The 25912-nt window shown below is 43.7% G+C and carries 16 protein-coding genes and 1 pseudogene; 6 read left to right on the top strand and 11 right to left on the bottom strand.

Features of this window, described 5'->3' with window-relative positions:
- Positions 1 to 91 precede the first annotated feature (91 nt).
- The 3 genes and pseudogenes from AO382_RS10600 to AO382_RS01280 form a co-directional block, all read right to left on the bottom strand.
- A pseudogene (locus tag AO382_RS10600) lies at positions 92 to 548 on the bottom strand (transposase); the annotation flags it as partial.
- Positions 549 to 768: 220 nt separating this feature from the next.
- Positions 769 to 2112, bottom strand: a complete 1344-nt coding sequence (locus AO382_RS01285; protein ID WP_064617492.1) for a glyceraldehyde-3-phosphate dehydrogenase — start codon at positions 2110 to 2112, stop codon at positions 769 to 771.
- Positions 2113 to 2299: 187 nt separating this feature from the next.
- The gene (locus AO382_RS01280) at positions 2300 to 3313 is read right to left on the bottom strand and encodes an NUDIX domain-containing protein (protein WP_064617490.1); all 1014 of its coding nucleotides are present in this window, start codon (positions 3311 to 3313) and stop codon (positions 2300 to 2302) included.
- A gap of 302 nt (positions 3314 to 3615) precedes the next feature.
- On the opposite strand from AO382_RS01280, the gene hemP reads away from it, so the two are divergent.
- Positions 3616 to 3777, top strand: a complete 162-nt coding sequence (gene hemP, locus AO382_RS10295; protein WP_227512539.1) for a hemin uptake protein HemP — start codon at positions 3616 to 3618, stop codon at positions 3775 to 3777.
- Between the two features lie 337 nt (positions 3778 to 4114).
- Here the strand turns inward: hemP and AO382_RS01275 are convergent, their stop codons facing one another.
- Entirely contained in the window at positions 4115 to 9139 is a 5025-nt protein-coding gene (locus AO382_RS01275; protein WP_064617488.1) for a translocation/assembly module TamB domain-containing protein, read from the bottom strand.
- A 109-nt stretch (positions 9140 to 9248) separates the two neighbouring features.
- A complete protein-coding gene (locus tag AO382_RS01270) occupies positions 9249 to 12011 on the bottom strand; it encodes an autotransporter assembly complex protein TamA (RefSeq protein ID WP_064617486.1) in 2763 nt (920 codons plus the stop codon).
- 115 nt (positions 12012 to 12126) lie between these two features.
- On the opposite strand from AO382_RS01270, the gene AO382_RS01265 reads away from it, so the two are divergent.
- From AO382_RS01265 to AO382_RS01255, 3 genes are all read left to right on the top strand, one after another.
- Entirely contained in the window at positions 12127 to 13458 is a 1332-nt protein-coding gene (locus AO382_RS01265; protein WP_064617484.1) for an MFS transporter, read from the top strand.
- A gap of 137 nt (positions 13459 to 13595) precedes the next feature.
- On the top strand, positions 13596 to 14420 hold the full coding sequence (locus tag AO382_RS01260) for a tetratricopeptide repeat protein (protein WP_064617482.1): 825 nt from the start codon (positions 13596 to 13598) through the stop codon (positions 14418 to 14420).
- A 129-nt stretch (positions 14421 to 14549) separates the two neighbouring features.
- Entirely contained in the window at positions 14550 to 16715 is a 2166-nt protein-coding gene (locus AO382_RS01255) for a lipase family alpha/beta hydrolase (protein WP_064617480.1), read from the top strand.
- Between the two features lie 85 nt (positions 16716 to 16800).
- Here AO382_RS01255 and adk read toward each other — a convergent pair whose 3' ends face one another.
- The 6 genes from adk to AO382_RS01225 all read right to left on the bottom strand — a co-directional run bounded on the left by adk (position 16801) and on the right by AO382_RS01225 (position 23645).
- The gene (adk, locus tag AO382_RS01250) at positions 16801 to 17457 is read right to left on the bottom strand and encodes an adenylate kinase (RefSeq protein WP_064617478.1); all 657 of its coding nucleotides are present in this window, start codon (positions 17455 to 17457) and stop codon (positions 16801 to 16803) included.
- Between the two features lie 267 nt (positions 17458 to 17724).
- Positions 17725 to 18987, bottom strand: a complete 1263-nt coding sequence (gene ccmI, locus AO382_RS01245; RefSeq protein WP_064617475.1) for a c-type cytochrome biogenesis protein CcmI — start codon at positions 18985 to 18987, stop codon at positions 17725 to 17727.
- Between the two features lie 9 nt (positions 18988 to 18996).
- Entirely contained in the window at positions 18997 to 19512 is a 516-nt protein-coding gene (locus tag AO382_RS01240) for a cytochrome c-type biogenesis protein (RefSeq protein WP_064611932.1), read from the bottom strand.
- Entirely contained in the window at positions 19509 to 20099 is a 591-nt protein-coding gene (locus tag AO382_RS01235) for a DsbE family thiol:disulfide interchange protein (RefSeq protein WP_064617473.1), read from the bottom strand. The genes AO382_RS01240 and AO382_RS01235 overlap by 4 nt, the downstream gene beginning before the upstream one ends.
- 21 nt (positions 20100 to 20120) lie before the next feature.
- Entirely contained in the window at positions 20121 to 22145 is a 2025-nt protein-coding gene (locus tag AO382_RS01230) for a heme lyase CcmF/NrfE family subunit (protein ID WP_064617470.1), read from the bottom strand.
- A gap of 177 nt (positions 22146 to 22322) precedes the next feature.
- The gene (locus AO382_RS01225; RefSeq protein WP_064617467.1) at positions 22323 to 23645 is read right to left on the bottom strand and encodes a hypothetical protein; all 1323 of its coding nucleotides are present in this window, start codon (positions 23643 to 23645) and stop codon (positions 22323 to 22325) included.
- Positions 23646 to 23851: 206 nt separating this feature from the next.
- Here AO382_RS01225 and rsmD point away from each other — a divergent pair, with 206 nt between their 5' ends.
- Positions 23852 to 24469, top strand: coding sequence for a 16S rRNA (guanine(966)-N(2))-methyltransferase RsmD (rsmD, locus tag AO382_RS01220; protein ID WP_064617463.1), 618 nt, complete (start codon positions 23852 to 23854; stop codon positions 24467 to 24469).
- Positions 24470 to 24726: 257 nt separating this feature from the next.
- On the top strand, positions 24727 to 25848 hold the full coding sequence (gene asd / locus AO382_RS01215; protein WP_064617896.1) for an aspartate-semialdehyde dehydrogenase: 1122 nt from the start codon (positions 24727 to 24729) through the stop codon (positions 25846 to 25848).
- Positions 25849 to 25912: the final 64 nt, after the last annotated feature.

Genomic DNA, 25912 nt, shown 5'->3' with positions numbered 1-25912 from the left:
GATATGAATATATAATACTCTAAGTTGTTAGGGTCTGTCTAATTTAACTTACAGTGAATAATAGTACAAGCTAGGTAAAGCGTAGAGTTAAAATTGCGTGTTGCATGCCCTGTTCTCTCGCTTTATCTCTGATTATCTGCAAATCTTACCTTTGTCAGCTATAAAATATTCTGCCTGTTCAATCACTTCTATTAGGTCGTTTGCAACTTGACTGTCGTGCACTTCACCCCCAGTGATTTTAAAATCGATCGGATTTCCATGCGCGTCCACACATAGGTGTATTATTGTCGTGCTTCCGCCACGACTGAATCTAATTGCTCGCTCTTCACCACGCCGAGCGCCACTTACATGTTGATGACACCGTACAAACTGATAAAATTCTGCCACAGCCCCTTTTTAGACCATTGATGAAAGTGGTTATAAGCTGTTTTCCATAAACCTAGTTCGGTAGGTATGTCTCGCCATGGAGTGCCTGTTCTTAGTTTCCAAAGTATGGCTTCCATTATAGTGCAGTCATTCTTCCATTGATGACAACCGTGAACCTTCATTGTTGTTTTTAGTTGCTCCTATAGGTTGTCAGTTATTAATGTTCTAGACATGGTTTGAATTTCCCTATATTTTATTTAACTCACTTGCAATAAATTTTTACCAAATTTTATCTAAAATGTATTATATTAATTAGGAAAAATATCAAATATACCATATAAAATAAAAGCCCATCAACCTACTAAGCTGATGAGCTTTTTTGATTAAACAAAATAAATTAGGTTATTTTGCCATCTGTTCAGCCACGCGGATCACTTGGGTGCTATAACCCATCTCATTATCATACCAAACATATAAGGTGGCACGGTTATCAGTAGCAATGGTCGCTTTGGCATCAAAGATTGCCACTTTTTCAGAACCCACAAAATCGGTTGAGACCGCTTCAGGAGAATCTGAATAATCGATCTGTGCTTGCCATTGTTCACTTTGGGCTTTTGATTGAATAAAGGCGTTGATCGCGTCAGCGTCACCGACTGATTTTTCGAAGTTTAAATTTAAAATCGCCAATGAAACATTTGGTGTTGGTACACGGATGGCGTTACCTGACAGCTTGCCTTTAAGCTCAGGGATGGCTTTTGAGACTGCTGATGCAGCACCTGTGCTAGTCATCACCATGTTCAATGGGGCAGCGCGTCCACGGCGATCGGCTTTATGGTGGTTATCCACCAAGTTTTGATCATTGGTGAATGCGTGGATTGTCTCCATATGACCATTTACAATGCCGTATTCATCATGCAACACTTTCAGGGTTGGCGTGATGGCATTAGTGGTACAGCTGGCCGCTGATACAATGGTGTCGTCTCCGATGGTGTCATGGTTGACGCCATATACCACGTTCTTGATCTCGCCCTTAGCAGGTGCGGTTAAAAGCACTTTTTTGACGCCTTTGGATGCTAAGTGCTTACCAAGACCCGCTTCATCTTTCCATTTGCCTGTATTATCGATGACGATCGCATCATTGATATCATGTGCCGTATAATCTACCTCTGATGGATCAGAAGCATAGATCACCTTAATAAAGCGACCATTGACAATAATACCATTATTTGTGGTATCAACTTGCACAGAGCCATTAAACCAACCATGTACCGAATCGCGCTCTAGTAGCGATGCACGCTTAGCCAAATCGCCCTCGCCCGCTGGACGCACAACGATAGCTTTAAGCTGTAAGCCTGACTCTGATGCAGGACGACTCATTAATAGACGCGCCAAGATACGACCAATGCGACCAAAACCGTACAACACCACATCAGTCGCTTTGGCTTGGCTGCCGCTGCTAAAATCATTGGCTGATTTTTGTGCTTTAACCGCGTGAGCGATATCAAGCGATGTATTTGATAAGCCCTTGTCAACCAAAGCCTTAGCCAGCGCCAAAGTATCAGCCAGCGCCACGCCACGATTATCATGCAAAGCAATCAGTGCCGCCACATCCAAAGACGCGCGCTCACCCAAGAAAGTCACAGCCACTTGGTTATTAGCCAAGGCATTCAACGCAACAAGCAATTCAACCGCTTGAGACTCTTGGGTTTTACGAGATGATAAGTGAGTAGAATAAAGGTTTGACATGGTATTTTCCTTACGGTATTTTCGTCAAATTAATTAAGATTCAAATGATCACAAACACTAGAATTATAAATGAATATTCAAAACTTAGCAATGTTAATTCATTTTTGAAATATGGCTATTTGCACTGTAAATATCATCACAGTGATCAGTCAAAGCCAGCTTTGATCACATTCGCTGCGTCAATCCGCTAAATCATACCACGGATCCCTGCGATGCCGATCGCCCCATGATCTTTGGCGCTTTGTAAATCTGATAGCCGCATGCCGCCCAAAGCAAGACTTGGGACATCACAAAGCTGCGCTAAGTGTTGAAATCTCTCCCAGCCAAGCGCTGGTGTCTCAGGATGTGTGGCGGTTGGGCAAACTGGTGAAATCAGTGCCGCCAAGACGCGATGGCCTTTGTTTAGCTGATTGACAGCAAGCGCCTCTTTTTCATCATGAACGCCTACCCAAATTGGCAGGTCAGCAGGCAGATCATGCGCATTAAATTGATCCAGTTCAGCACGCGTTAATTTCACCATCAAGTCTTTGACATCTCCGCCCTGCTGATGATACGCGTGATAAGCAGACCACCCAACGACAAGCCTTAAATCTGCGCGCGACTCTGTCATCAGTGCCAATAGCTGTATGATCTCATGCACACCGATACAAGGGCGTAAATAAAAACACGCCCCCTTAGGCAGATGATGGGCATAATAATTGGCAAATTTTTCCATACCGCCAAATTCACTCAGCGTATGGCTGATATATAATACTTTTGGCAAGCTTAGCCAATCCAAGATACGCGCATTGGCGGCGGGCAACTCATGCGCCCTAGCGATGATTTCATCTTGTTTAAACCAATACAAGCTTTGATTTTCAAGCCCCACGCTCCGATGGCGAAAATCGCCATATTGGCAGTCGGTTAAGCAGGCTTGATAAATGTGCAGACAGACAGATTTATCCGCATAGTCATGAGCGATTTTACCCATAAAAACCAACTGGTCGGTATTTAATTTAAGTCCAATTTCTTCATGAACTTCACGCACGGCCGCCAAAGCAGGCGATTCATCTGCATGAATTTTACCGCCAACGAATTCTAATTTGCCGCCTTGATGCTGATGGAGGGAGCGCCGAGCTAATAAAAATTCATCGCCATATTTCAATACAGCCACTGCAACATAAACAGTTAGTGGATCGGTCTTGTTAGGAGTTGATTTCATAATGCTTGATATTTCAATCAGTTATGGATTTTTTTAATGAATTTTATCAAATTTTGATATTTATATTTGCAATTTACTAAAAACCTGCTATTATAACTACAAATGATAATTATTGCTGTTTAAAAACTAATATCATTCGAAAATCAACCCAATGATAAAACGGCAATAAATCATTTTAATGGCAATCATGCCAGCACTCAAAATATATTTGAATCAGAGTGCACTTTAGTAAGATAGTAGTTTAGCATACGGCTTGGGATAACCACCCATCACCCGTCAACACAAGGAAAATCGCCATGACTATGAGTATCGCTCGTTATTTCACCAATCGTGATAGTATTCGCTTACCAACCTTATATTCTCAAAATCTGTTCGCCATGACCAAGGAAGTACGCATCGAACATCAAGGTGAAGAATACCGACTGCGCCTCACTCGAAACAATCGATTGATTTTGACCAAGTAATTATCTCATAATTATCTAATGATCCATTGGCGACATTAGGTATTATCAAGATATTAACATAATGTATCATATTGATTTTATATCAGTTTAATATCTTAAATCACTTTAATAAAAACCGTTTTTCTCCAACCCAACAGGCATCATTTGTACTTACAGATGATGCTTGTTGGGTTTTTAAGGCATCAATCGGTCTAAAAATGCTGACAATTACTTTGTTAAAATGACATACGGATTAAAATCAATTTCATCAAACATTTGGCATTGATAAATCTTCTGTCAATGCCTTTTTATTCATCATCTGATACACATTCAAACGCATTTATGAATGGTTTTTTGGCTAAAACTTCCAACGATAAATCACATCTACCATGTTTTCGGCGGCACTGGTTGCCTCAATATAAACACGGCGTGTCAATTGATAACGCATGGATAAGGTTGACTCAGCATTAAACACACCCACGCCATAACGCAAATACAAATCTGGCGTAATATAGCCTGTAACATTAACATTGGTATCATCTGAGCTGCCCGAGGCATCAATGGTCAAACTCTGAAAACCAAATGCGTGACCAATTTGGTTGGTTAAATCTCTGGTCCCTGACAAACCTAAGCTTAAGCCAGCAGCGGCCAGGTGATTGGTTACTTGTGAGCGAAAACCCTGCTCTGTGATACCCAAATCACTTGATTCGCTAATGCGTCCTGTCACCAGTGCATTCATTGCTTGGTATTCATCCAAACCTGCATCATTAAATACGGTAATGTTTGGATTTGATGCCGTTCCACGAATGCGAACGCCCACCGTTTGCCCTTCAATTTGTTTTTCACCCTCAATAGATAAGCGTGGATTGAGCATGTCGCCATCAAAACGAATTTGGGCATAATTTAAATCCAAATTTTGACCGATGACATCAATTTTTGTGCGTTTAGAAACCTGAACCACGCCAAGAGCTTGCATTGTACCTTGTCCTGACTGGGTCAAATGTATCGCTCCTGCCAATGGTAATACCGCCCCAAATCCACGAAATTCAATCTCATTACCCAAATCAACACCGATATTTGCATTAATATCCCAAGGTTTGGCTCTACTTAAAATCTGGTCAATATTACCTGTGATACGGCGGTCAATGACTGATACATCTGGGGATTCGGTTACGATATCTGCGGTTGCCTCTGGCGGACGAATGGTTGCTGATGGAATACTAACGACACCTTGAACATCGACAAATTTTTGGAAAGGTCTGATAGTCACTTCCAGCTCAGGGCTGATTTGTGCCGTCACAAGCGGTGGCTGGCTGACGGTCAGATTTTCACCAAATACACCAAGGTGAGCATACAGCTCTTCTGCCCAATCCATTTTACCATAAAGCACACCATGGCCCTCACCGCCCATAAATCTACCGTCTAAGCGTGCTTGAGTACCCCGTATGTTCACCGTGGCATCAACATCAGAAATGGGCATCGGGACGCCAACAATAGCCAACGCGCCATTTTTTAAATTGGCATTACCATAAAACAATGGTTTGGATAATGTGCCACCTAAGCCACCTGCCAAGCTGACTTTACCGCTCAATGTTTGAATGCTTGGGAAAAATGGTCGCAATACAGCCAAATTAAGATCATTCATAACAAGCGCACCGGAAATGGGCTTATCTGTTTGATTGGGGTTGATGATTACATCGGCATAACCACGACCTGCCGCACCCAAGATATCGGTTCTTACCTTTAAGCCATTATCAACACTTTTGGCAATCACAGACGCGCGTTGATACGGCATCTCAACATAGCCTGTCTCTTCTTGAGTTAAGCCAATTGTGCCATCATCAGAATACAATACAGCATCAACCAAAGGCGATTGACCTGCCTGCCACTGTGCTTTTATGCGGCCATTGAGCATCGATTGCCAGCGAATATCACTTGGCAGAGCCGCTGACAGCACTTGGGTGTCAAGATTTTGGATAATAAGATTGACATTCCCCGATTCTGGTGTATAGCTTAATGTATCTTGCAGACAAATCGCACCCACGCCATCGCCTTGGGTATGTGCCGATTGCCAACAATGTGCTGCGATTTGTAGGCTATTATCATCCAATCCATAACTAAACTCAGTCGGCTGACGCTGCGACATTTTGCCAAACCTGTTATTCACAAAGCTATCTGACAATACCCCGCTGTAGCGCATATTACTGCGATTAAATGCCCCATCAATGCGCGTAGATGCTTCGATATCACCGCTTTTGGTCGAGATAGACAAAATATGATTGGCTTCTGTACCACTAAAATCCATCCGAGCCGATTTGATGACGCGGCCCATCACGATGATGTCATCGCCTTGAACCAAAAGCTGGCTTTCGCTATTGCCTAGATTGACGATTTTACCGATGGCTTGGGCATTTTGAATGGTGATATTGGCAAGCCTAAGCGCTGAGACGCTGGCATCGATATATAGCGTTGGCAAGGCATGATGATCATTGACGACAATCACACCGCCTTGAATGGCACCGCTTGCGGTATTGATCAGCTGACCAAGATCAATCACATTGACACTGGTGGTCAGCTGTCTTTCATCACCCGACATGGTCAGATGATTGTTACCAATGCGGACTTGTAGATTATCAGCATTGAGTTTATGAATGATATTTTGGGTTTGGCGTGCGTTGTCATCAATGCGATTTTTTAGTGCCAATAAATCATCAGATGAAGTCGGTGGGCGGCTTGCTTGCTTGATACTTTGGATATACCCAGCCAAATCTTTGGGTAGGGAAAGCTTGGCATACAGACTGCCTGAAGCGATGAGCGGCTGATTATTGTAGCTGCCTGTGAGATCTAAATTGGCTATATCAATGATTTGGCGAGTCTCTTGCCAACTGCCTGCAAGCTCAATTGTGCCGTTTAAGTCGGTATCTAGCGACTGGATAAATGCACCCAAGTTCAATGAATTCATATCAGCCTCTAGCTGCCATGCAACGCCTTGGCTGATATCTACCCAACCTGTCGCATTCAGCGTGCCTGCTTCGCCATCATGTCTTAGATGATTGACCATAAAGCGATTGCCAGAACCTGCCGCATCAATACTTAGATGACCATTTGGGATTGAGTTGTTAATCACTTGACCATCAAAGGTAAGTGCGATATCATCCATCACGCCATCACGATATCTGCCTGATGTGGCAAGATCGCCTGTGATGATCGCAACTAAATTGTCATCATCAACAAAAGCGGCGGTATCTACCTCATCTAATCGCCCCTTGATATCCCAACGAATACCATCATTTAACCCAAGGCGACCTGCAAGCGATACTTTGCCTGAGTCATTCATCATGACTGCCCGTGTGATGGTCAAATCATTCAAATCACCTTCAATATCCAGTCCGATGCTTGAGCCAGCTACCTGCGGTAAGATGTCTTGAGCAAGCTTGCCATCAAAATTTGCCTTAAGATGGCTAATTTGTCCATCTTGTAGCCTAATATTGCTGGTACCTTGACCCATCAGATGTACTTGCTTGCCGTCATTTAATAAAGCGGTTAAATCACTGTCATCAACTTTAATATCATGAATTGACACACCATCCATCTCACGCAGACGCCCTGAAGCAATCATTCTGCCTGAAATTTGCTCAAACGGTGTTTGATTGGGTGTTTGAAAATACGCATTGGGTTTGACTGGATTGGCAGTGACATCAAGCTGCCACTCAAGTGGTCTTTGGGCAGTCGCAAAATCAACCCTGCCAGTGCCTGTTAACTCGCCCATCACGCCTTGATAGTTGAAATCCGTCAAGTGCAAGCGTTGATTTTGCTCAATATTTGCCTGCACATGATACGATCCGCTTGGGGCGGCATTAAGTTTAACAATGTCAGCAGAGGCATTAATATAGGTATGCCCGTTCTCCAAACGAACTGATGCCTGACCTGAGCGACTGTGAATCTCGCCAATTTGTGGAATGTCATGGCGGATGAGATTTGCCCAAGTCGCATCAATACGCCAAGGCTCATGATCACTCTGTTGATTTTGAGCCAGCGTCGCTTGAATGCGTTCACCATCTTTTTGATTCAGATCAAACTCAAATCGAGTATCATGACTGGCTTTGTCTAATAGCGTATATTTAACTCCAAGTGAGCCTGTCAAAACTTGAGGCAAATAAGCTTCATAGTCGCGATAGTCGCTTGGCATGGCTTCACGGATACGATAGCCTTCTGCTGTGATGGTGGCGTCAAGCTCATAACCATCAGACCAGTTCATACTGCCTGCTGCAACCAAAGTACCACTGGGTGTATCCGCCTGTAGATACGGAATATCCATCACACTGCCGCGAATGATTCCACGACCGTGATAATGCCCATCAGGAATATCTTTGGCGGATAACTCAGTGTTAATGCGTAGCTCGATATTTGAGATGACGCCATCAGCAACGATAGAGCCATTTTTTAGTAAAATATTTTGGCTGTCAGCATAAGGCAATCGCACTTCATCAAAATCAAGGCGTGCGCTAAAAGGTGAGTTTTTATCCAACCCTTGAGCGATAAAGCTGCCTGTCACATGATGCTGATTATATTTGCCAGTGAGTGTACCAACTGTACGCTTAAGGCTACCGCCTGCTTTCACCGACAAAGTATCAAAATACGCATCATCAAGTGCCAAAATATGCACATCTGCCGACAACGACAGCGGATAATTACCTGTTAAATCAATTCCACCAGTGGCATGGCTGATATTAATATCATCACCATAGCTTAGCATGGCATTATCAATTTTAACTGTTGAATCTGCCCATGATGCGTGATCAAATGCGATATGATGCAGTACGACAGGCTCAGAATCCACTTGGTCATAGATAATTTCATTGACTTTGGCATTTTCAAGCTTAAGCGTCACTGGTAGGCTGATGGTCGCATAATCAAAGGGTTCGCCCGTTGATGGCTTGGTGTTTGTCACATAAACTTTATCAATCTCAGGATTGACCAAATGCACTTGGCGAGCAAACAACGCACGCCACCCAAGCTGCACATAGGCGCGATTAACGGTGACGGTGATGTCTTCACCTTGAGCAATTTTGACATCTTGCACCCATACGCCGCGGCGAATTGAGCCTTCGCTATACTTAAGCTCGGTACCAGTCTCTAGCGCGATTTTTTCGATTAAAAACTTCGAGCCTGCTTCGCTGTTAGTCATGGCAAATAGCACAACCAACAACAATAAAGTGGCAATAATCGCTCCGATAATTAAGCGAATCAAATAGATCAGCCAACGCGGCTTGGGCGTGGGTGGGTTTGGTGGTGCGGGCTGCGTTTTGGTAGGCGCGGCAGCGTCAGCAGAAACTGTTTTTTCTGCTAAGGATGAGTTTTTTGAATTATCCTGATGAGTCATGCACTGCCTTTAGACATCTGATTACCAATGCGCCATTTAATCACAAATGGTTAAAATTATCAATTCACACCGATCAGTGGGCGAATATAATATATTAAAATAAGTTTAATTAAAATGGTGTGCCAATAAAAAAATGTAGCTTGATGGGGTTGCCTTCTTCTTTGACGCCAGTTGCCACATCAACACGCACCTGACCCACAGGGGATGCCCAGCGTACACCAACACCTGCACCAATCTTGGTGTCATTATTAAAGCCTTTATCATAAGCATTACCAATATCGCTAAAGACCGCTAAGCGTAGATCTTTCATAAATTCATAGTTATATTCAGCTGTACCGACCGCCAAGACTTGACCACCTGTCAGATAACCCTTATCTGATACAGGTGATAAACTGTCATGTGCATATCCACGAATACTTTGGTCGCCACCAGCAAAAAAACGCAAACGATATGGTACATGATTAAAATTATCCGACCAAATGTATCCTGCTTGTAGCCCACCGATCAGCTGATGCGCCCGATTGCTGCCATATGCATTATCACCAAAACTATAAACTCCGCTGATGCCCGCTCTGGCAATCGCCATATTGGCATCAGAAACAACGCTGTCAGAACCGACTTCCAAAGAGTACTGCTGACGATATCCACGCATCGGGTTGACTGGATCGTCGGCGACGGTTTTATGGACAGCCACGCCTGCCAATAACGCTTCTTGGGTTGGCTTTCCGCCCACAAAATTGACAGGCAAATCCTGCCAAGTGTCTGGCGGCGCTTGTGTTTCTAGCTCATCCAGTCGGTAGCGCAATGAATAAGTACGATTCCAGCCGCCAGGCTGAATGATATTGCGGCTAATGCCCTGCTCGAGCGTCCGTGATGACAAGTCAAAGCCGTTTGTGGATTGTCCAAACACTTCTTCTTCATAGCCCAGGCTTGCTCTTAGCTTGTCATTCAAAGGATGGCTAAGCGGTCTGGTGGCATATAATTTGACCCCTTTTTTATCCTCAGACAGTCTTAGCTCAGCACCTGCTTGATAGCCATCACGATTCACCAAATTATGCTCAAACTTAGTGACCACTCGGGTACCTGTGTCTGATCCCCAGCCCACACCAATCTGTGCATCGCGCGGTTTATCGCTCGCCACAAAGACATATAGCGGCACTTTTTTACTTTGATAGACATCAGCAGGTGTTTTACGATTTGCCAATGCGGCGCGCTCAGGCAAATCTATCGCATCACTTTCAGATTCATCAGGTAAAATGGCGCGTGCCACAGCGGAGACAGCATCACTGATTCTGCCCAAAATTGAGCGATTGATACGATCGTCATTATTAATGGCAAGCACCCTATCATCAGGCATCTCGTGCAGACGGCGCGCCTTTGCAGTCACCAAATCCAATTTATCTTGAATCAGACTGGATGTACTAAACTCGATCGGTGAGATATCCACCAGCGTACCATCTGCCAGCTCCACTGTCTCGATGACGGGTTCCAGCGTGCTGTCATCGACTTGCCCTTGTTCGGCGCGGCTGCCTGAAGACCGCTCAAAGCTGACTTGATCGTTTTGGGTTTGTTCGCGCTCTGGAAAGACAATCTCAGTATTAACCATATTAAAATAGCGCGTGGCAAGCAAATCATTCGAAAGTGCGCGCACCGCCTGCAAATTATAAGCCTCTCCCATATCAAAGGTCAGTAGCTGCTCAAGCAATTTGCGTTTGACTGGCAATTTATCCGGATCGGTTGTCAATTGATTGGTTTTGGGATCAATAGTAAAAAAAACCACCTCATCAAAGCGATACTGCGTGCCTGTGTCATAAATCAAGCTGACATCAGCGATATTATCTGGCAAAATCACATCAACTGAACGATCTAGCCAACGCCCATCAAAATAGCCATGTTCAGCACTGGTGTTTTCGATGAGATATTTTTTGGTTTCGTATTGCCCGTGATGAAAGACATCACCCGCCTGCAGCGGCACTTCATCCGACACTTCAGCAAATGATGCATCATCAGCACCCTCACCGCGCACCTCGACCGCTCGATAATCAATACGAACAGGCTCGCCCAGACTATAGATGACGACATCCACTTCCCCAACACTGTTTCTTATGATTGATAAATCAACATCATAGTAGCCAACGGCACGTGCTGCCGCCAAAGCAGTTTGCCTTAGGCGCGCTATCGATCCACTCAAATCCATCACCGACTCTTGGGTGACATCTTCAAGCGCTGCCTTAATATTGGCATACGGCTCTATTTTTTGATCCGATGACTGAATGGCGGTGATTTCGCCTGATTGTGATGATTGATAAAATGTCGCCTTTAGTCTAGGTGCTTTGCTGACGCCATCATTAAATAGACGGGCATAAAGACGCTTTATTAACCCTGGCTGCTCAGGCTCTAGCGTCTGTGGTACTATCACTTCAGTATCAGGTTGCTCGCCTTGATATTCTGGAATATAATCATTTGGATTGATTCCCATCTCATCAGATTCTTGAGCAAATAATTCCTCTGAGCTTATCGGTGTGGTTTCTTCGATCGCCACCATATCCAGCCCCAGCGGAGGTGATTGATCGCCGATGCGTGATACAGGCGCTTGATGATCCACATTGACAGCATCCAAAGCTTGTGGTCTGACAGGAGTATTAAGACTCGCGGCATTCAGACGCGCTTGTATCTGCTCTGGCGTCAGCAAGGCAGGCATGGGAACATCCGCCACTACTTGATCGGCAGCATCTTGAGCCGCTGCGTGAGTGGTGAGGATGGTGTCAGAATCAATTTGCTGTGCCAAAGCCTGCATCATAACAAACGGCAGGCATGCCGCCAAGGAGACAGGCGCAAATATCCGATTGGTCAATAAAACCGACTTTGACATACAAAAAACTCAAGATGAAATAGCAAATTGCTGTTATTATAACAGAGTTTACAGACGATTAAAGCCCAAATACACCCAATCTCCATTTACAACAAGCTTTTAGATATCAAATATTATGGCAAGCCAATTAAACTTATTTCGCCGTCAAGTGTTTACTTCGATGTTTTTTACCCAATTTTTTGGGGCATTTAACGACAATGTCTTTAAACAAGCATTGATATTGGTACTCACCTACTCAGCAGCGATGAAACTTGGCGTGGAAGTCAGTTTATTAAATAACTTGGCTGCCTTGTTATTTATCCTGCCATATTTTTTATTCTCGGCATTGGCAGGTCAAATTGCAGATAAATACGAAAAATCGTTTTTGACTCGGCGTATCAAGCTGATTGAGATCATCATCATGATGATTGCGGCGGTGGGGTTTATTTACGAAATATACAGCTTACTGTTTTTTTGCTTGTTTATGATGGGCACTCAGTCCACCTTTTTTGGTCCTATCAAATACGCTTACTTGCCCGAAACCATGCAGCGCGATGAGATCATCGCTGCTAATGGATTATTTCAAACCAGTACCAGTCTTGCCATTTTGACAGGAATGATACTCGCCGGCGTGCTGACTCAGCTGTATTTATCTGAATACTGGCTGGCGTTCGTGACGATTTTTGTGGCGATACTAGGATATTTGGCGGCGCGCCAAATCCCCAAAACTCAAGTCCATGCGCCAGATTTGCAGATTGATTGGAACATCGCTCGTACCAGTTTTGATATCATTAAATATCTTTATGGCTTACCGCTTTTGTTTTTTATCATCATCGGTAACAGTTGGTTTTGGTTTTATGGCGCGACGTTTTTGACACAGACGCCAGAAGTCACCAAAGTTTTGCTGCATGGTGATGAATCGGTGGTGATCTTTTTATTGACCTTATTTTCTGTCGGTATCGCCATTGGATCGCTACTTTGTAAAACACTCACCAAAAACCAAGTCAGCTTTAGACTTCTGCCGTATGGATTAGCAGGGCTATCACTCTTTGCGATGGCGCTTTATGTGTCACTAAATCAGATGTCTTTGCCGGTGCCAGTTGAGCCTTATACTGTCATAGAGCTGATCCGCCACTCGCAGACTTGGCCGGTGTTTGCTGAGCTATTTTTATTGGGCTTTAGCGGTGGTGTGTATATCGTTCCGCTATATACCGCCATGCAAGCTTACGCCCCCGTTGATTATCGCTCACGCGTTGTTGGCGCCAATAATATTTTTAACGCAATTTTTATGGTGGTGTCTGCGATTTTTGCCATTTTGATTTTGGCAGTGATCAAACTTAACTTGCCGCAGCTGTTTGCCATCAGCGCCCTATTAAATCTTGGCTTTGGTATTTATTTATACTTAAAACTCAAAAAATACGATCGCACGTTGCCAATCAATATGGACGAAACGGCGATTTTGCCTTGATTTTCAATTTGCAACAAAAGGGTAAGATTTTATGCAAATTTTTGTAAATCGTTACCCTGAAGCAGCATGAAATCTGCTATGATTTGATCAATTTCGTCCCGTCACAGGGTTATAATTTATAGTTTATGGATGTTTTTATGAAAAAATTAGCACTTGCTCTATCAATTTGTGGCGTCATGTTTGGCTCTGTCGCCACAGCCAATACCACTTATCAAAGCCCAACTATGCGTGGTGAAATCACCGAAACGATCACGGCTCGTGCTGGTACTGCTGATTTACTACAAACAATCGTGCAAGGTCTGCCTGCGCCCAATATTTTAATCACAGAAATCAAAAATATCCCCACTGTTACCATTGCCGCCAATACCACAGGCACTGTCATTTTAGATGTTACTTTGATTGATGAGTTTTTGGATGATGTCGCTCCAAATGCTCGCCATTATCCAACCAATTTCCCAAATCGTACCGCTGAATATATCACGACAGAAAATGTCAAACATCTGTCAGATTGGATTGAACCTTATGCCAGCGTGTCTGATGCGTCATTTGATGTTGTCATTCGTGCCGCTAAATTAAACGGTATCGCAAGAAATCTTAATCTTGGTACAACCTATACGGTTCGTGCAGGCACATACATGCAAAAAGCCTTACAATTAAAACCAGATGACCTTGAAGCCAATCTGCTATTTGGGATTATGCTGTCTGAATCAGGTGGTTTTAAAGAAGGTCGTAAGTATTTGGATAAGGCGGTTTCAATGGGCAATGTTGAGGCTGAACAAAGCATCGCTCAAGCAGATTTGTTGAATGACAATCGCACAGCAGCACTCAAACGCTTGCGTACTTTGGCTGCCAAACATCCTAATAACGAGCAAATTGCTGAACAAGTTCGTATTGTTGACAACGGTGGTTATTATATTTGGAACATCAAAGATGATGACATTCATGTCAAACCCATCAAATAATGAGTTTGTGAGTCATATTATCCTCCGTACAGTCTCTTGATTGTACGGATTTTTTTTATTATGATAAAGCCTTGACTGATTTTAGCTGATCTAACTGACGATCTGCCATACGCCTCACCAGAGAAATCTATGCAGACTTTATCAATAAAACCAAGTAAATTACGCTTAGGTAAGCTTTTACTGCCTGCCAGCTTAATGATTATTTTGAGTGCTTGTCATACGCTTATACCGCCCAAACAGACACCTGCCAAATTACTTGAAAAAACAAGAAGCAGTATCATTACAAACGGTCGTGTCAGTGCGGCGACACAATCTATTTTGGTTTCGTCAGGTCATACCCAAGAAAGCTGTATGGCGGATTTTGAAGCCTGTATTGATGATGTACGATCAATTTTTTTGATCGAGACGCCCAACCGTTTACAGTTGTCTGTATTTAGCGAGCTGTATTATACACATGCTGAGAATCTCATCGCCAAGGACGCTTGCCGCATTGAGCTTGCCAGACCGCCTATTGATCCTTATTATGCCAATTCGCCCAATAGTGAAGATACCGTTGAGAACAAGCTTAAAGCTCGTACTGAGTGCCATGCCCAATATCGAGATGCGCTTTATCAGACGCTCAAATACAGCTATGCTTATTTGTTTTATCACAGCTTAGGTGGTGACAGCAATCCTTCTTTGATTCCCAGAGAGTCAGATGTTCGGACACTGGATTTGTATCATCTTGCCATTAATGATTTGATCACTCAAATTTATCGCAGAGACAATGGCGCGTTTTATGACGCCAAATTCCAAGATGTGTTATCAGCGGAACAGTTAGAGCCTGTCTACAATCAGCTGAGAATTAGCCGTATCAGCACTAACGACCGCGGTCAAAATACCCTACACATGTCTGTTGGCGCTCGTGACTTTTTGGCAAGCGAACTTAAAAAGCATGAACGCAGCAGTGAGCTGTTTTCTGAGGTGATTTCTGCTTATGATTCTAGATTGGTGGATTTGGATGTCAATACCAGACGCTCAGGGCTTGGTGTCAGTTTCGTTGGCGCCATCAATGATCGACATACTGCCAGTGCCCGTAATCTAAAAAATCTTGCACCCAATAAAGCTTTAGATGATCGCATTCACAATGTTGGGCATGTTCAGCTCACCGCCATCATCGAACCTACAGGCAAGACCATCGATGAAGTGCTGTCATCACATGAATTTCATGCGTATTTTTTTAATCCAAGCAATAACACTCATGTCAAAATCGGCGATACATCATATCCTTTGACAGCAAATTTTTCAGCGGGCTATGCTTTATGGCTGGCTGAAAATCAGCTCAGGCAAGTCTCGCTGATGAATATGATTTCTCGTTCTGATGCCATCGCTTTACCTGAACTATTTATGCTCAAACCGTATAATCCTGACCAAAAAGTCATCATTATGCTGCATGGTTTGGCATCAAGCCCTGCCACTTGGGTGAATCTTACCAATACCCTGATGACGGATCCTAAGCTCAATCAGCATTATCAGGTTTGGCAAATTGCTTATTCTACCAACTTGCCCATCTTGGAGAATCGCTATCAAATCCATGAGCTGATTCGCCATACATTTAGCAAGCTCGATCCGCACGGGCAAGACCAAGCCAGCAAAAATGCCGTGCTCATTGGGCACAGTATGGGCGGTGTGATATCTAGAATGCTGGTTTCTGATACCAATTTGACCGATGCGCTGGTCACACTGGATGATAAAAAGCAGTTCAAACTGATCAATGATTTACCCTCAGATCAGCGTCATACCATTTCTGAGCGGCTAAAATTAACATCATTACCACAAATTGATGAGGCGGTTTTCTTATCTGCACCTCATCGTGGAACAGATTATGCAGATCGCTGGTTTACTCGTGCCGCTCGGCGGATCATCAAGCTACCCGTTGACTTTACCAGATCTTTAGGTGCAGCACTGACCGATGATGTTCAGTCACAAAGTTTTTTGGGCTCATTATATCTACAAAATGGTGCAAGTCAGCTGTCGGATCGCTCATCTTTTGTCGCACTGACTAAAGATGTACAGATCAGCCCCTCTGTGCGCTATCACACCATCGTCGGCAATAATACTGGCATTAGCCACTCTGAAAATAACTCCAATGATACCGTGGGCGGCGCCATTTCTGATGGCATTGTGCCTTATGCCAGCTCGCATCTTGAGGGCGCAGCTTCAGAGATCATCATTGAAGGCAGGCACAATATCCACGAAAACCCAAAAACCATTGTACAGCTGCGTAAGATTTTACATGAGCATTTGGAACACTGATCAGATTAAAGCTCATTTGACAGATATAACAAAGCCCATAATCAAAACTGTGAATTATGGGCTTTGTTGTTAAAGCTGCTTGGTATTATTTAGATTTTAATACAGCAAAAATCTCATCACGAACTGTATCGATAGATTTTGTTCCATCAAAGTCATGATATTCAGGGGCGTTTTCACCTGATTTGGCAACTTCTTGATAATGACCGATCAACGCTGCAGTTTGAGCATGATAGACCGATAGGCGATCGCGTACCACTTCTTCTTTGTCATCATCGCGCTGAACCAAAGGCTCGCCTGTCACATCATCCACATCTGCCGTTTTGGGAGGATTATAGATCACATGGTAGGTGCGACCTGACGCCAAATGTGCGCGGCGACCTGACATACGGCTTACGATTTCATCATCAGGGACGCTGATTTCAATCACATAATCAATAGCAACGCCAGCATCTGCCAATGCTTCAGCTTGAGGGATCGTGCGTGGGAATCCATCAAAAATACAGCCATTTTCACAATCTGGCTCTTCTAGGCGCTCTTTAACCAAATTAATGATCAGCTCATCAGAAACCAGTTGCCCAGCATCCATGACACTTTTTGCCTGCTTGCCAAGCTCGGAACCTGCCTTGATCGCTGCACGCAGCATATCACCAGTTGAGATTTGAGGGATGTTGAATTCCTTAGACATTAGCTGAGCTTGCGTACCTTTGCCTGCACCTGGTGGACCTAGTAAAATAATGCGCATCGTTATATATTCTCCAAATAAAGCCTGCCTGATGGCAAGCGGCTGTTAGTTAACTGATTGTACTATAAAGCACATTGATGAATTGTTCAAGTTTTTTATCACAAAATCCAATGAAATCACAAGTTTTTGTGAATATTTGTATTTACCAATTCAACTGACTGTCATCACTGGTCTTTTGAGTATTTTGGTAAAAAATATCGACTAAGACTTTCAAAATAGCTATCATCAATAAGCCCAATATTGATCAATATTGGGCTTAAAAATATGTTATGGTACGATTTGAGAAATCGTCAAAGATACTTCGGTTTGCTTATCCAAGACAATGGGGTTGGCAGCCAAATCCCCAGACTCAGAGACAGCATTACCCGAATGACTGATCCGTGCATTGACGACCAGTACCGCGCCTGCGTCTCGCCCTGCTGACAGGGTGCGAGTTGGCATCATGGCATCCATATCACTCAGTGTCACACTAACTGCTTGTTGGCTCATAAGCTCACTGGCTGGCAGTTTTTTGACGGCATAAGGTGCGCCGCCTGATTGCCCACTAATAGAGACAAACAGCACGTCATCTGGTCTTAGCTGATCCACAAGCGCAGGCGACAGGCTGACGCCCACCGTGACACCTTGAGCAGCGGCAGCTTGCTGGCGATCGATGTTTTCAACCAATTTATCCAAACTTGCCAAAGCTTCACTGTGGTCACCTGAGCGTGCCATCAAACTTGAGCGTAATCTGGCAATCCATGCTTTGGCATTAGGATAATTACCTGCACGCACCTCACCCATTGCCATCATCATCATGGCACCTTCATGATTGGGTGTTTGGGTTAAGATTTTGGTTAAAATCTTATGCGTTGTTGCATCCATTCTGCCTTCATTGATAAAAAAATTGGTCTGTGCATAAGTCAATGCAATTTCTTCATTATCAGGCTGTAAACGATTGGCTCGTGCCAATGCTTCTAATGCTTGTGGCTGTGCTTCGAGCATCATAAATAGCTCAGATAAACGCATCCAGCGATTGGCATCATCGGCATGGCGATGCACATTGGTTTGCATGGCACTAATCAGTGCTGTTGACTCTTTAGCTGCCCATTCAGGCGGTACATCAATCTTACCAGTTAATAAATCATCTGCCACTTGACCGACTTTATCTTGAGCTTGCCAAAGTGTAAAAACTGCCGTGCGATCGGCGGTCATCACATAAGCAATAACAACCAATATCGGAATCCAAATTATGATAATTGCACGCCCTTTGATACCAACGGGCGTTTGTGCTTCTGTCGTCGTTTGGGCATCTATCAGCTGGCGTTTTAGTTCGGTGATTTGGGTTTGATAAGATGCCTCATCAATAACCCCTACCGCTTTATCAGCATCAAGCTCAGCAATGCGTTCACCAAAAATCTGCACATTAATCGCCATCAGTTGATTATCAGATGATACGCCAACTTTTCGCCAAGGTAGAATGACTACCAAAGATAACAATACCGTCAAAACAGCACACAATGAAAAAAATAAAATTAAACTTGGTGTCATATTGATGCCTTATTTTGTTGGTTTTGAATCACTGCCATCCAACGATTTATTTTGATGATGTGCCAAGATTTTTTTAAGTTTTGCTTCTTCACCAGCAGATAAAGGTGCATGACTTGTGGGGATTTGCTTAGACCAAGAACGACCTTTTTTGACTTTATAAATCCAGCCCAACAGCAAAAGTAATAAAAGTATGGGTGGAAAAAACCATAAAATCCATGTAGATGGACGCACAGGCGGCTTATAGCTGATAAAATCTCCATAACGCTCAAACATATAATTACGAATCTCAGCATCACTGCGACCATCTTTGACCATTTCATAGGTTTTTTGTTTTAAGTCTTGGGCGATGGGTGCATCTGAGCCTGCCAAATTTTGATTTTGGCATTTTGGGCAACGCAACTCTTCGATGAGTACTCGATACTGAGCCTCTTGCTGGGGTGAATCAAATTCATACAGCTCAAAGCTTGCGGCAGCAGCAGTTGATACACCAATCACCAATACCATCATCAAAGCACGCAAGTTCATGAATCATCCTTATGGCAGGCTTTAATTTTTTTGGCATCAGATAAACCATCATCGGCAACTGCTGTCAAACAGCGTTGAATACTAGCCCAATTTTTTTCACCAATCTCACCAATAATATGTTTATAAACAATGCCATCTGTCCCCACAACATAGCTTTCAGGTGCACCCATCAACCCCAAATCAAGAGCAAAATCACCCGTAAAATCCTGCACAGAATAAACAAACGGATCTTGATTTTTATTTAAATATGCCAACGCTTCAGACAGCTCATCTTTATAATTAACACCAATAATGGGAACGCCTTGCTCATGCAACTTAAGCAAAAATGGATGCTCAGCATGGCAGGTCAAACACCACGAACCCCAAACATTTAAAATAAATGGCGTATCTGGAAAGTCTGCCTTGGTGATTGTGCGTGTGGTATCGGATAATAAGGGTAAGCTTAAGCTTGGCAAGGGATTGCCCACCAAACGACTGGTATTAATCTCTGTCGGCTTACCAAGTCGCATAAAGAACATCACCACCAGTATCATAAAGATAATCAGCGGGATAATAAACAACATCAAGCGTTTATTGGGTTTTGCCATGATAATACTCCTTTGATGGTTTTATTGGTTTGTCATGGTTTTGTTGAACTTTGATGAATATTTACCAGATTTGGTTTGGTAAATGCGATATCGTTTATCCAAAATAGCGATGAATGCACCGATAGCCATAATAATTGCACCCAGCCAAATCCAGCGTACCATAGGTTTGACATATACACGCACCGCCCAAGTATTCATATCCACTTGACCTGTTTGAGTGCTGATTGGCTCACCTAACGCCACATACATTTCATTGAATAAACTTGGTCGAATACCAACTTCAGTCATTGGCATCATACTGACAACATAATCACGCTTTTGGGGATATAATACCGCAATTTGCTGACCATGTTGTCTGACAATGATGGTCGCTTGAGTGGCATCATAATTGACCCCTTGAATCATCTCAAATTCTTGTAAATAAAAATCATAGCCTTGAACATGTACGCTATCGCCCACCGTCATGGCAACATCTTTTTCAATGCTCATACTGCTGGTCGCTGCCACACCCATCATACAGACAATCACGCCAATATGTGCAATTTGCATGCCCCAGTAGCTTGGGCTAAGCTTAGCTAAGCCTGAAAAAATACCACCTTTATGATGCTTTAGTTTATCTTTAATATCTAAGATAATAAAGATAAGCACCCATAACGATAAAATCCCAGAGATATAAATACCATAATCAAATAATGGCTCTTCTGCCAATTGAGACACCATATAAGCCAGCACAGATCCAAGTACGAATGCACCGATGGCACAAGCCATTAAGGTTGCTAAAAATGGGCGGCTATCGTATTTATAACGCATGACAACGCCAACGCCCATAAATCCAAGCAAAAGCCAAGTGAGCGGCACAAATAATGCATTAAAATACGGAGGACCAACAGACACTTGACCTAATTTGAAAAAATCGGCAATGATGGGGTATAAAGTACCCAATAAAACGACCAATGTTGCAACCAACAAAACTAAGTTATTGACCACCAACATGGTTTCTCTTGATTTGAGACGGTAGCTGCTTTCAACAGTCAATCTCCAACCACGCAATGCAAACATTAATAAGCCAAATCCAATAACGATTGTTAAAATCGCCAGCACAGCCAAACCACGGGTTGGGTCAGCTGCAAACGAATGCACGGAGGTAATGACCCCTGAGCGAACCAGAAATGTTCCAAGTAAAGATAGTGCAAAGGCAAAAATCGCCAGCATCATCGTCCATGCCTTAAATACGCCGCGCTTTTCGGTTACCGCAAGCGAGTGCATGAGTGCCGTAGCGGCAAGCCATGGCATGAGTGATGCATTTTCGACAGGATCCCAAAACCACCAACCGCCCCAGCCCAATTCATAATATGCCCACCACGAACCCAAAGCAATGCCTAAGGTTAAAAATATCCATGCGACCAATGTCCAAGGGCGACTCCAGCGTGTCCAAACCGCATCTAAGCGGCCCGACCATAATGCCGCCATACAAAACGCAAATGGTACTGCAAGACCCACATAACCCATATAAAGCATGGGTGGATGAAAAATCAGACCAGGATCTTGTAATAATGGATTTAAATCAGCACCATCAACAGGTAAATTTGGCAAAACACGGTCAAATGGCGATGACGTAAAAATCATCATCGCAAGCATCATTACCTGAATACCACCCAAAATGGATAACACGCGCGCGCGCATATCCAGTGGTAGACCGCGACTCAACACAGACACCAACATACACCAAGTCGCCAAAATCGTCATCCAAAGCAGCAGCGAGCCTTCATGCCCACCCCAAGTCGCAGAAAGCTTATAATACCAAGGCATCAAGCTATTTGAATGCTTAGCCACATAAATTAAGCTAAAGTCATTGTACAAAAACCCTGCGACCAAGCCCAAAAACGCCACCGCCATCGCCAAAAACTGCGCCATCGCTAGACTTGGTGCCAGTCTTTGCCACTGTACTTGATGTTTGATAACACCGATGGCGGGTAAAATGGCTTGTAGCATTGCAAGTACCAACGCAAGCAATAGCGAAAAGTATCCAAGTTCTGTTATTAGCATAATAAAACACTCATTTGCTGGCAAAATTTTGCGGGGCTTTTTAATGTTAACTTGTTATCGGTTAACTTATTATCGGTTAGCTTGGTTAGCTTGTTATCGGTTAAACGAACCAACCCACTCCAAGATAACTCATATGGCGATATTCTTGGTAACATGTACCAAATCAACGATATTTGACTAAAAAAAGACAATCACCAAATGCAGCCAACCTGCCAAAAATCCTGTGATACCACCCAAGATAATTAAGGTAATCTCATCTTCTTGGAAAGCAGGTCTTAATAGATTTTGAAACTCTTTAGGGGTTAGGGCACGAATGCGACTTTCAAATAATCCAAAGATTTTATTTGCTCGAGAAACATTGAGCTTGGGATCACGAATAGGCACCATCGTTGCATCGATGGATTTATCAATAATAGTATCTTTAAAGCTATCAAGACTGCGCTCATCCATGCCCACTTTGAGCGTGGTTGCGACGACAGGATCTTCTAGCATGCCGTACAGATGTGATTTGACCAGTTCTCGCGTCTGATGGGCGCGTCTGCCGTACATCATCTCATTCATGATATTTTCAAGTGTGACAAGCTCATTGACGACAATTTCGGCAAAAACAGTTGAGACCTCATCCTGACGCTTCATAAAACCACCTTGCCAAGAATAGTTGTGCCAATGCGGGCGCATCCACACCACGCGTTTTTGGTTATTAACCATCTCATAACGAAACAGGCGAATGAACGGAACCGTCTTTGGCTCAACGGGATTAAACACCATCCATATGGCGATCCAGTTGGTCAAAGCCCCCCAAATCATCGCAAAAAAAGGCACCGTCCAATGCTGTGGCACAAAATAAAAAATCGCCATCTGAAGCACACCGAAGCCAAAGCCAATCAGTGCGCTGATTTTCCAAATAAAATTAATCTCTTTTTTGCCGACGCGCAAAAACATATCCACCATGAGCTTGCGGTCGTTTTCCATCTTAGAGACGATCATCTCGCGCATATCTACGAGCGATTCGACATTATAAGTCAAATCCATCACCAAAGACTTCATCGTCACAGCCAATCGTGAGCGCACATGGGCATAAATACGGCGTCGAATGGCGTATGGCGTGTGCGTCCATAGCGTGTACGAACGCTCAAGCATGATTTCATCGATCAGATTTTCTAAGTTTTTATCGACAGTGGCCGTGATAAACTCCGCCATCTCTTCAGGCTCCATCGCCTGAAAAAATTCATCCAAAGAACCAAGCTTTGAGAGCGTCTGATCAACGATCACCCCAGAGATTTTTCCGGCTTTGGCAGGCACGATGCCCTGCCAGCCCAAGCCTTTTAAGCCAAAAGGCATCCCAGGAATGCGAATTCCCCAAAATCTAATCGGATGAAACAGCATCTCAAGCGCCATCCAAACATGCGCCCATGTCACAAACGCTGTCACAGGTGGAATGGTCAGCATGGCGATGAATTCAGGATGCTCACTTAAAGCTTGCCAAATGGATGAAAACATAATGATTGGTCTTTGGGCTGATTGGGTCGGTTTTTTTAGTCAAAACCATAACATTATATCATATTTTGGCAATATTTGGATTGATTTAAAGTGATAAAGTCGCCCAATTTGTGCTATCACAAAATCAAAACTTACAGTAAAATGATGGGTAAAGTCAGACTTTTGTCTCAATTTATCAAATTACCCCAAAATAGCCATACCTCGTCATGAAAACATCCGCCAAAAAACCCACCAAAGCCAAGCCAACCAATCAAGTGCGCATCATCGGCGGTCAGCATAGGCGCAGGCTTTTGTCTTTTGTGGACGCACAAGGACTCAGACCCACGCCAGACAGACTCAAAGAAACCATATTTAATTGGCTGACTGGCTATTTGACCGACGCCAAAGTTTTGGATGCTTGTGCAGGTAGTGGTGCGCTTGGCTTTGAAGCTTTATCGCGCGGCGCCAAACAAGTTACGTTTATCGAACCGCACGCCGCCCAAGCTCGTATGCTCAAGCAAAATGCCGAGCTTTTGAAGCGATCAGATCAGGCGGTCATCCTCCATGCCGATGCCATCAGTGCTTTGAGGACTATGAAAGAGACGTTTGACATCGTCTTTATTGATCCGCCATATGCGCTAGATCTGTGGCAGCCCATTTTACAAAGCCTGCTTGAGCGTGGACTAATCCATACGGACAGCACCATTTATCTTGAGTCGGACAAACCGATTGACACGGTGCTAGATGATAAGATGCTTGAGCAATTCACCACCCTAAAATCCACTAAAGTCGGGCAAGCGATGGCGTATTTATTGATGCTTGAAGATGAAAATGTCATCAAATAGGTTTTGGATCTTTAGTGTTTTTTCTATAGCTATCAGATCATAGCTTTATCAAGGCGGCGTGTTCATGCAGCTGACATGACTTGATGGTAGTATAAATATAAGTTATCTTAGACCCAAAAAATAAGTCCCCAAAAGCTCGTAAAATGACTTGATTTTTTAGTCATAAAAGGGCATAGTTATCAATTCTTTTTTAGTTCAGTCAGACGGGTTTGATTGAGCGTTTTCACCAATAAAAGGTATCAAAAATGGCAGAAAAAATGGTCGTTGGTTTGGTTGGCTGGCGTGGCATGGTTGGCTCAGTTTTGATGAGTCGCATGGTTGAAGAAGGCGATTTTCAGCACATTACGCCTGTATTTTTTTCAACCAGCAATGCTGGTGGTCAAGCACCAGGTTTTGATGGTGTGGACGGCGGTACGCTCAAAGATGCAACTGATATCCTAGAGCTATCTCGATGCGATGCCATCATCACCTGCCAAGGCGGAGACTACACCAAGCAAGTCCACGGTGCCCTAAGACAAAGCGGCTGGACAGGCTATTGGATTGATGCGGCGAGCAGCCTGCGTATGCAAGAAGATGCCATCATCATTCTAGACCCCATCAATCGTGATGTCATTGATAAGGCACTTGCTGATGGTAAAAAAGACTTTATTGGCGGCAACTGCACCGTCAGCCTAATGCTGATGGCAATTGGCGAGCTATTCCGTCGTGGTTGGGTTGAGTGGGTATCTGCCATGACCTATCAAGCCGCTTCAGGTGCTGGTGCGAATAACATGCGTGAACTCATCAAAGGCATGGGTGTTCTGCGTGATTCGGTGTCAGATCAGCTTGATGACCCTGCCTCAGCCATCCTTGAGATTGATAGAAATATTGCTGATACACAGCGTAGCGACGATTTTCCCAAGCAGCATTTTGGTGCTGTACTGGCAGGCAGTTTAATTCCTTACATTGACAGTCAGCTAGATAATGGTCAATCTCGTGAAGAATGGAAAGCTCAAGCTGAAACCAATAAAATCTTGGGTAAATCAGCTGATGAAACCATCAATATCGATGGTATTTGTGTGCGTATCGGTGCCATGCGATGCCACAGCCAAGCACTTACCATCAAGCTAACCAAAGACATTCCCTTGGCAGAGATTACAACTGCACTGCGTGAAAGCAACAATCCATGGCTTGATGTTGTTGAAAATGATAAAGCCGCCAGCATGGAGCGTCTGACCCCTGTGGCTGTTACAGGTACGCTAAATGTTGCTGTGGGTCGTCTGCGTAAACTGAATATGGGCGGCGAATACTTGACCGCATTTACAGTCGGTGATCAGCTACTTTGGGGTGCTGCTGAGCCTTTGCGTCGTATGCTTGCCATCCTGCAAGGTCGTATCTGATTTTATAAAATCACCAAATTAAGGTGTGTCGTGACTGACGCACCTTTTTTTGATGGCTTTATTG

The sequence above is a fragment of the Moraxella catarrhalis genome (assembly GCF_001656295.1).
Classification (GTDB): Bacteria; Pseudomonadota; Gammaproteobacteria; order Pseudomonadales; family Moraxellaceae; genus Moraxella; species Moraxella veridica.
The sequence above is the reverse complement of the archived record's forward strand: the minus strand, read 5'-3'. Positions and strand labels throughout refer to the sequence as shown.

Bases quoted from the DNA above. Each gene is read 5' to 3' on its own strand.
- AO382_RS01285 (WP_064617492.1), bottom strand. From the start codon at position 2,112: ATGTCAAACCTTTATTCTACTCACTTATCATCTCGTAAAACCCAAGAG.
- AO382_RS01280 (WP_064617490.1), bottom strand. From the start codon at position 3,313: ATGAAATCAACTCCTAACAAGACCGATCCACTAACTGTTTATGTTGCA.
- hemP (WP_227512539.1), top strand. From the start codon at position 3,616: ATGAGTATCGCTCGTTATTTCACCAATCGTGATAGTATTCGCTTACCA.
- AO382_RS01275 (WP_064617488.1), bottom strand. From the start codon at position 9,139: ATGACTCATCAGGATAATTCAAAAAACTCATCCTTAGCAGAAAAAACA.
- AO382_RS01270 (WP_064617486.1), bottom strand. From the start codon at position 12,011: ATGTCAAAGTCGGTTTTATTGACCAATCGGATATTTGCGCCTGTCTCC.
- AO382_RS01265 (WP_064617484.1), top strand. From the start codon at position 12,127: ATGGCAAGCCAATTAAACTTATTTCGCCGTCAAGTGTTTACTTCGATG.
- AO382_RS01260 (WP_064617482.1), top strand. From the start codon at position 13,596: ATGAAAAAATTAGCACTTGCTCTATCAATTTGTGGCGTCATGTTTGGC.
- AO382_RS01255 (WP_064617480.1), top strand. From the start codon at position 14,550: ATGCAGACTTTATCAATAAAACCAAGTAAATTACGCTTAGGTAAGCTT.
- adk (WP_064617478.1), bottom strand. From the start codon at position 17,457: ATGCGCATTATTTTACTAGGTCCACCAGGTGCAGGCAAAGGTACGCAA.
- ccmI (WP_064617475.1), bottom strand. From the start codon at position 18,987: ATGACACCAAGTTTAATTTTATTTTTTTCATTGTGTGCTGTTTTGACG.
- AO382_RS01240 (WP_064611932.1), bottom strand. From the start codon at position 19,512: ATGAACTTGCGTGCTTTGATGATGGTATTGGTGATTGGTGTATCAACT.
- AO382_RS01235 (WP_064617473.1), bottom strand. From the start codon at position 20,099: ATGGCAAAACCCAATAAACGCTTGATGTTGTTTATTATCCCGCTGATT.
- AO382_RS01230 (WP_064617470.1), bottom strand. From the start codon at position 22,145: ATGCTAATAACAGAACTTGGATACTTTTCGCTATTGCTTGCGTTGGTA.
- AO382_RS01225 (WP_064617467.1), bottom strand. From the start codon at position 23,645: ATGTTTTCATCCATTTGGCAAGCTTTAAGTGAGCATCCTGAATTCATC.
- rsmD (WP_064617463.1), top strand. From the start codon at position 23,852: ATGAAAACATCCGCCAAAAAACCCACCAAAGCCAAGCCAACCAATCAA.
- asd (WP_064617896.1), top strand. From the start codon at position 24,727: ATGGTCGTTGGTTTGGTTGGCTGGCGTGGCATGGTTGGCTCAGTTTTG.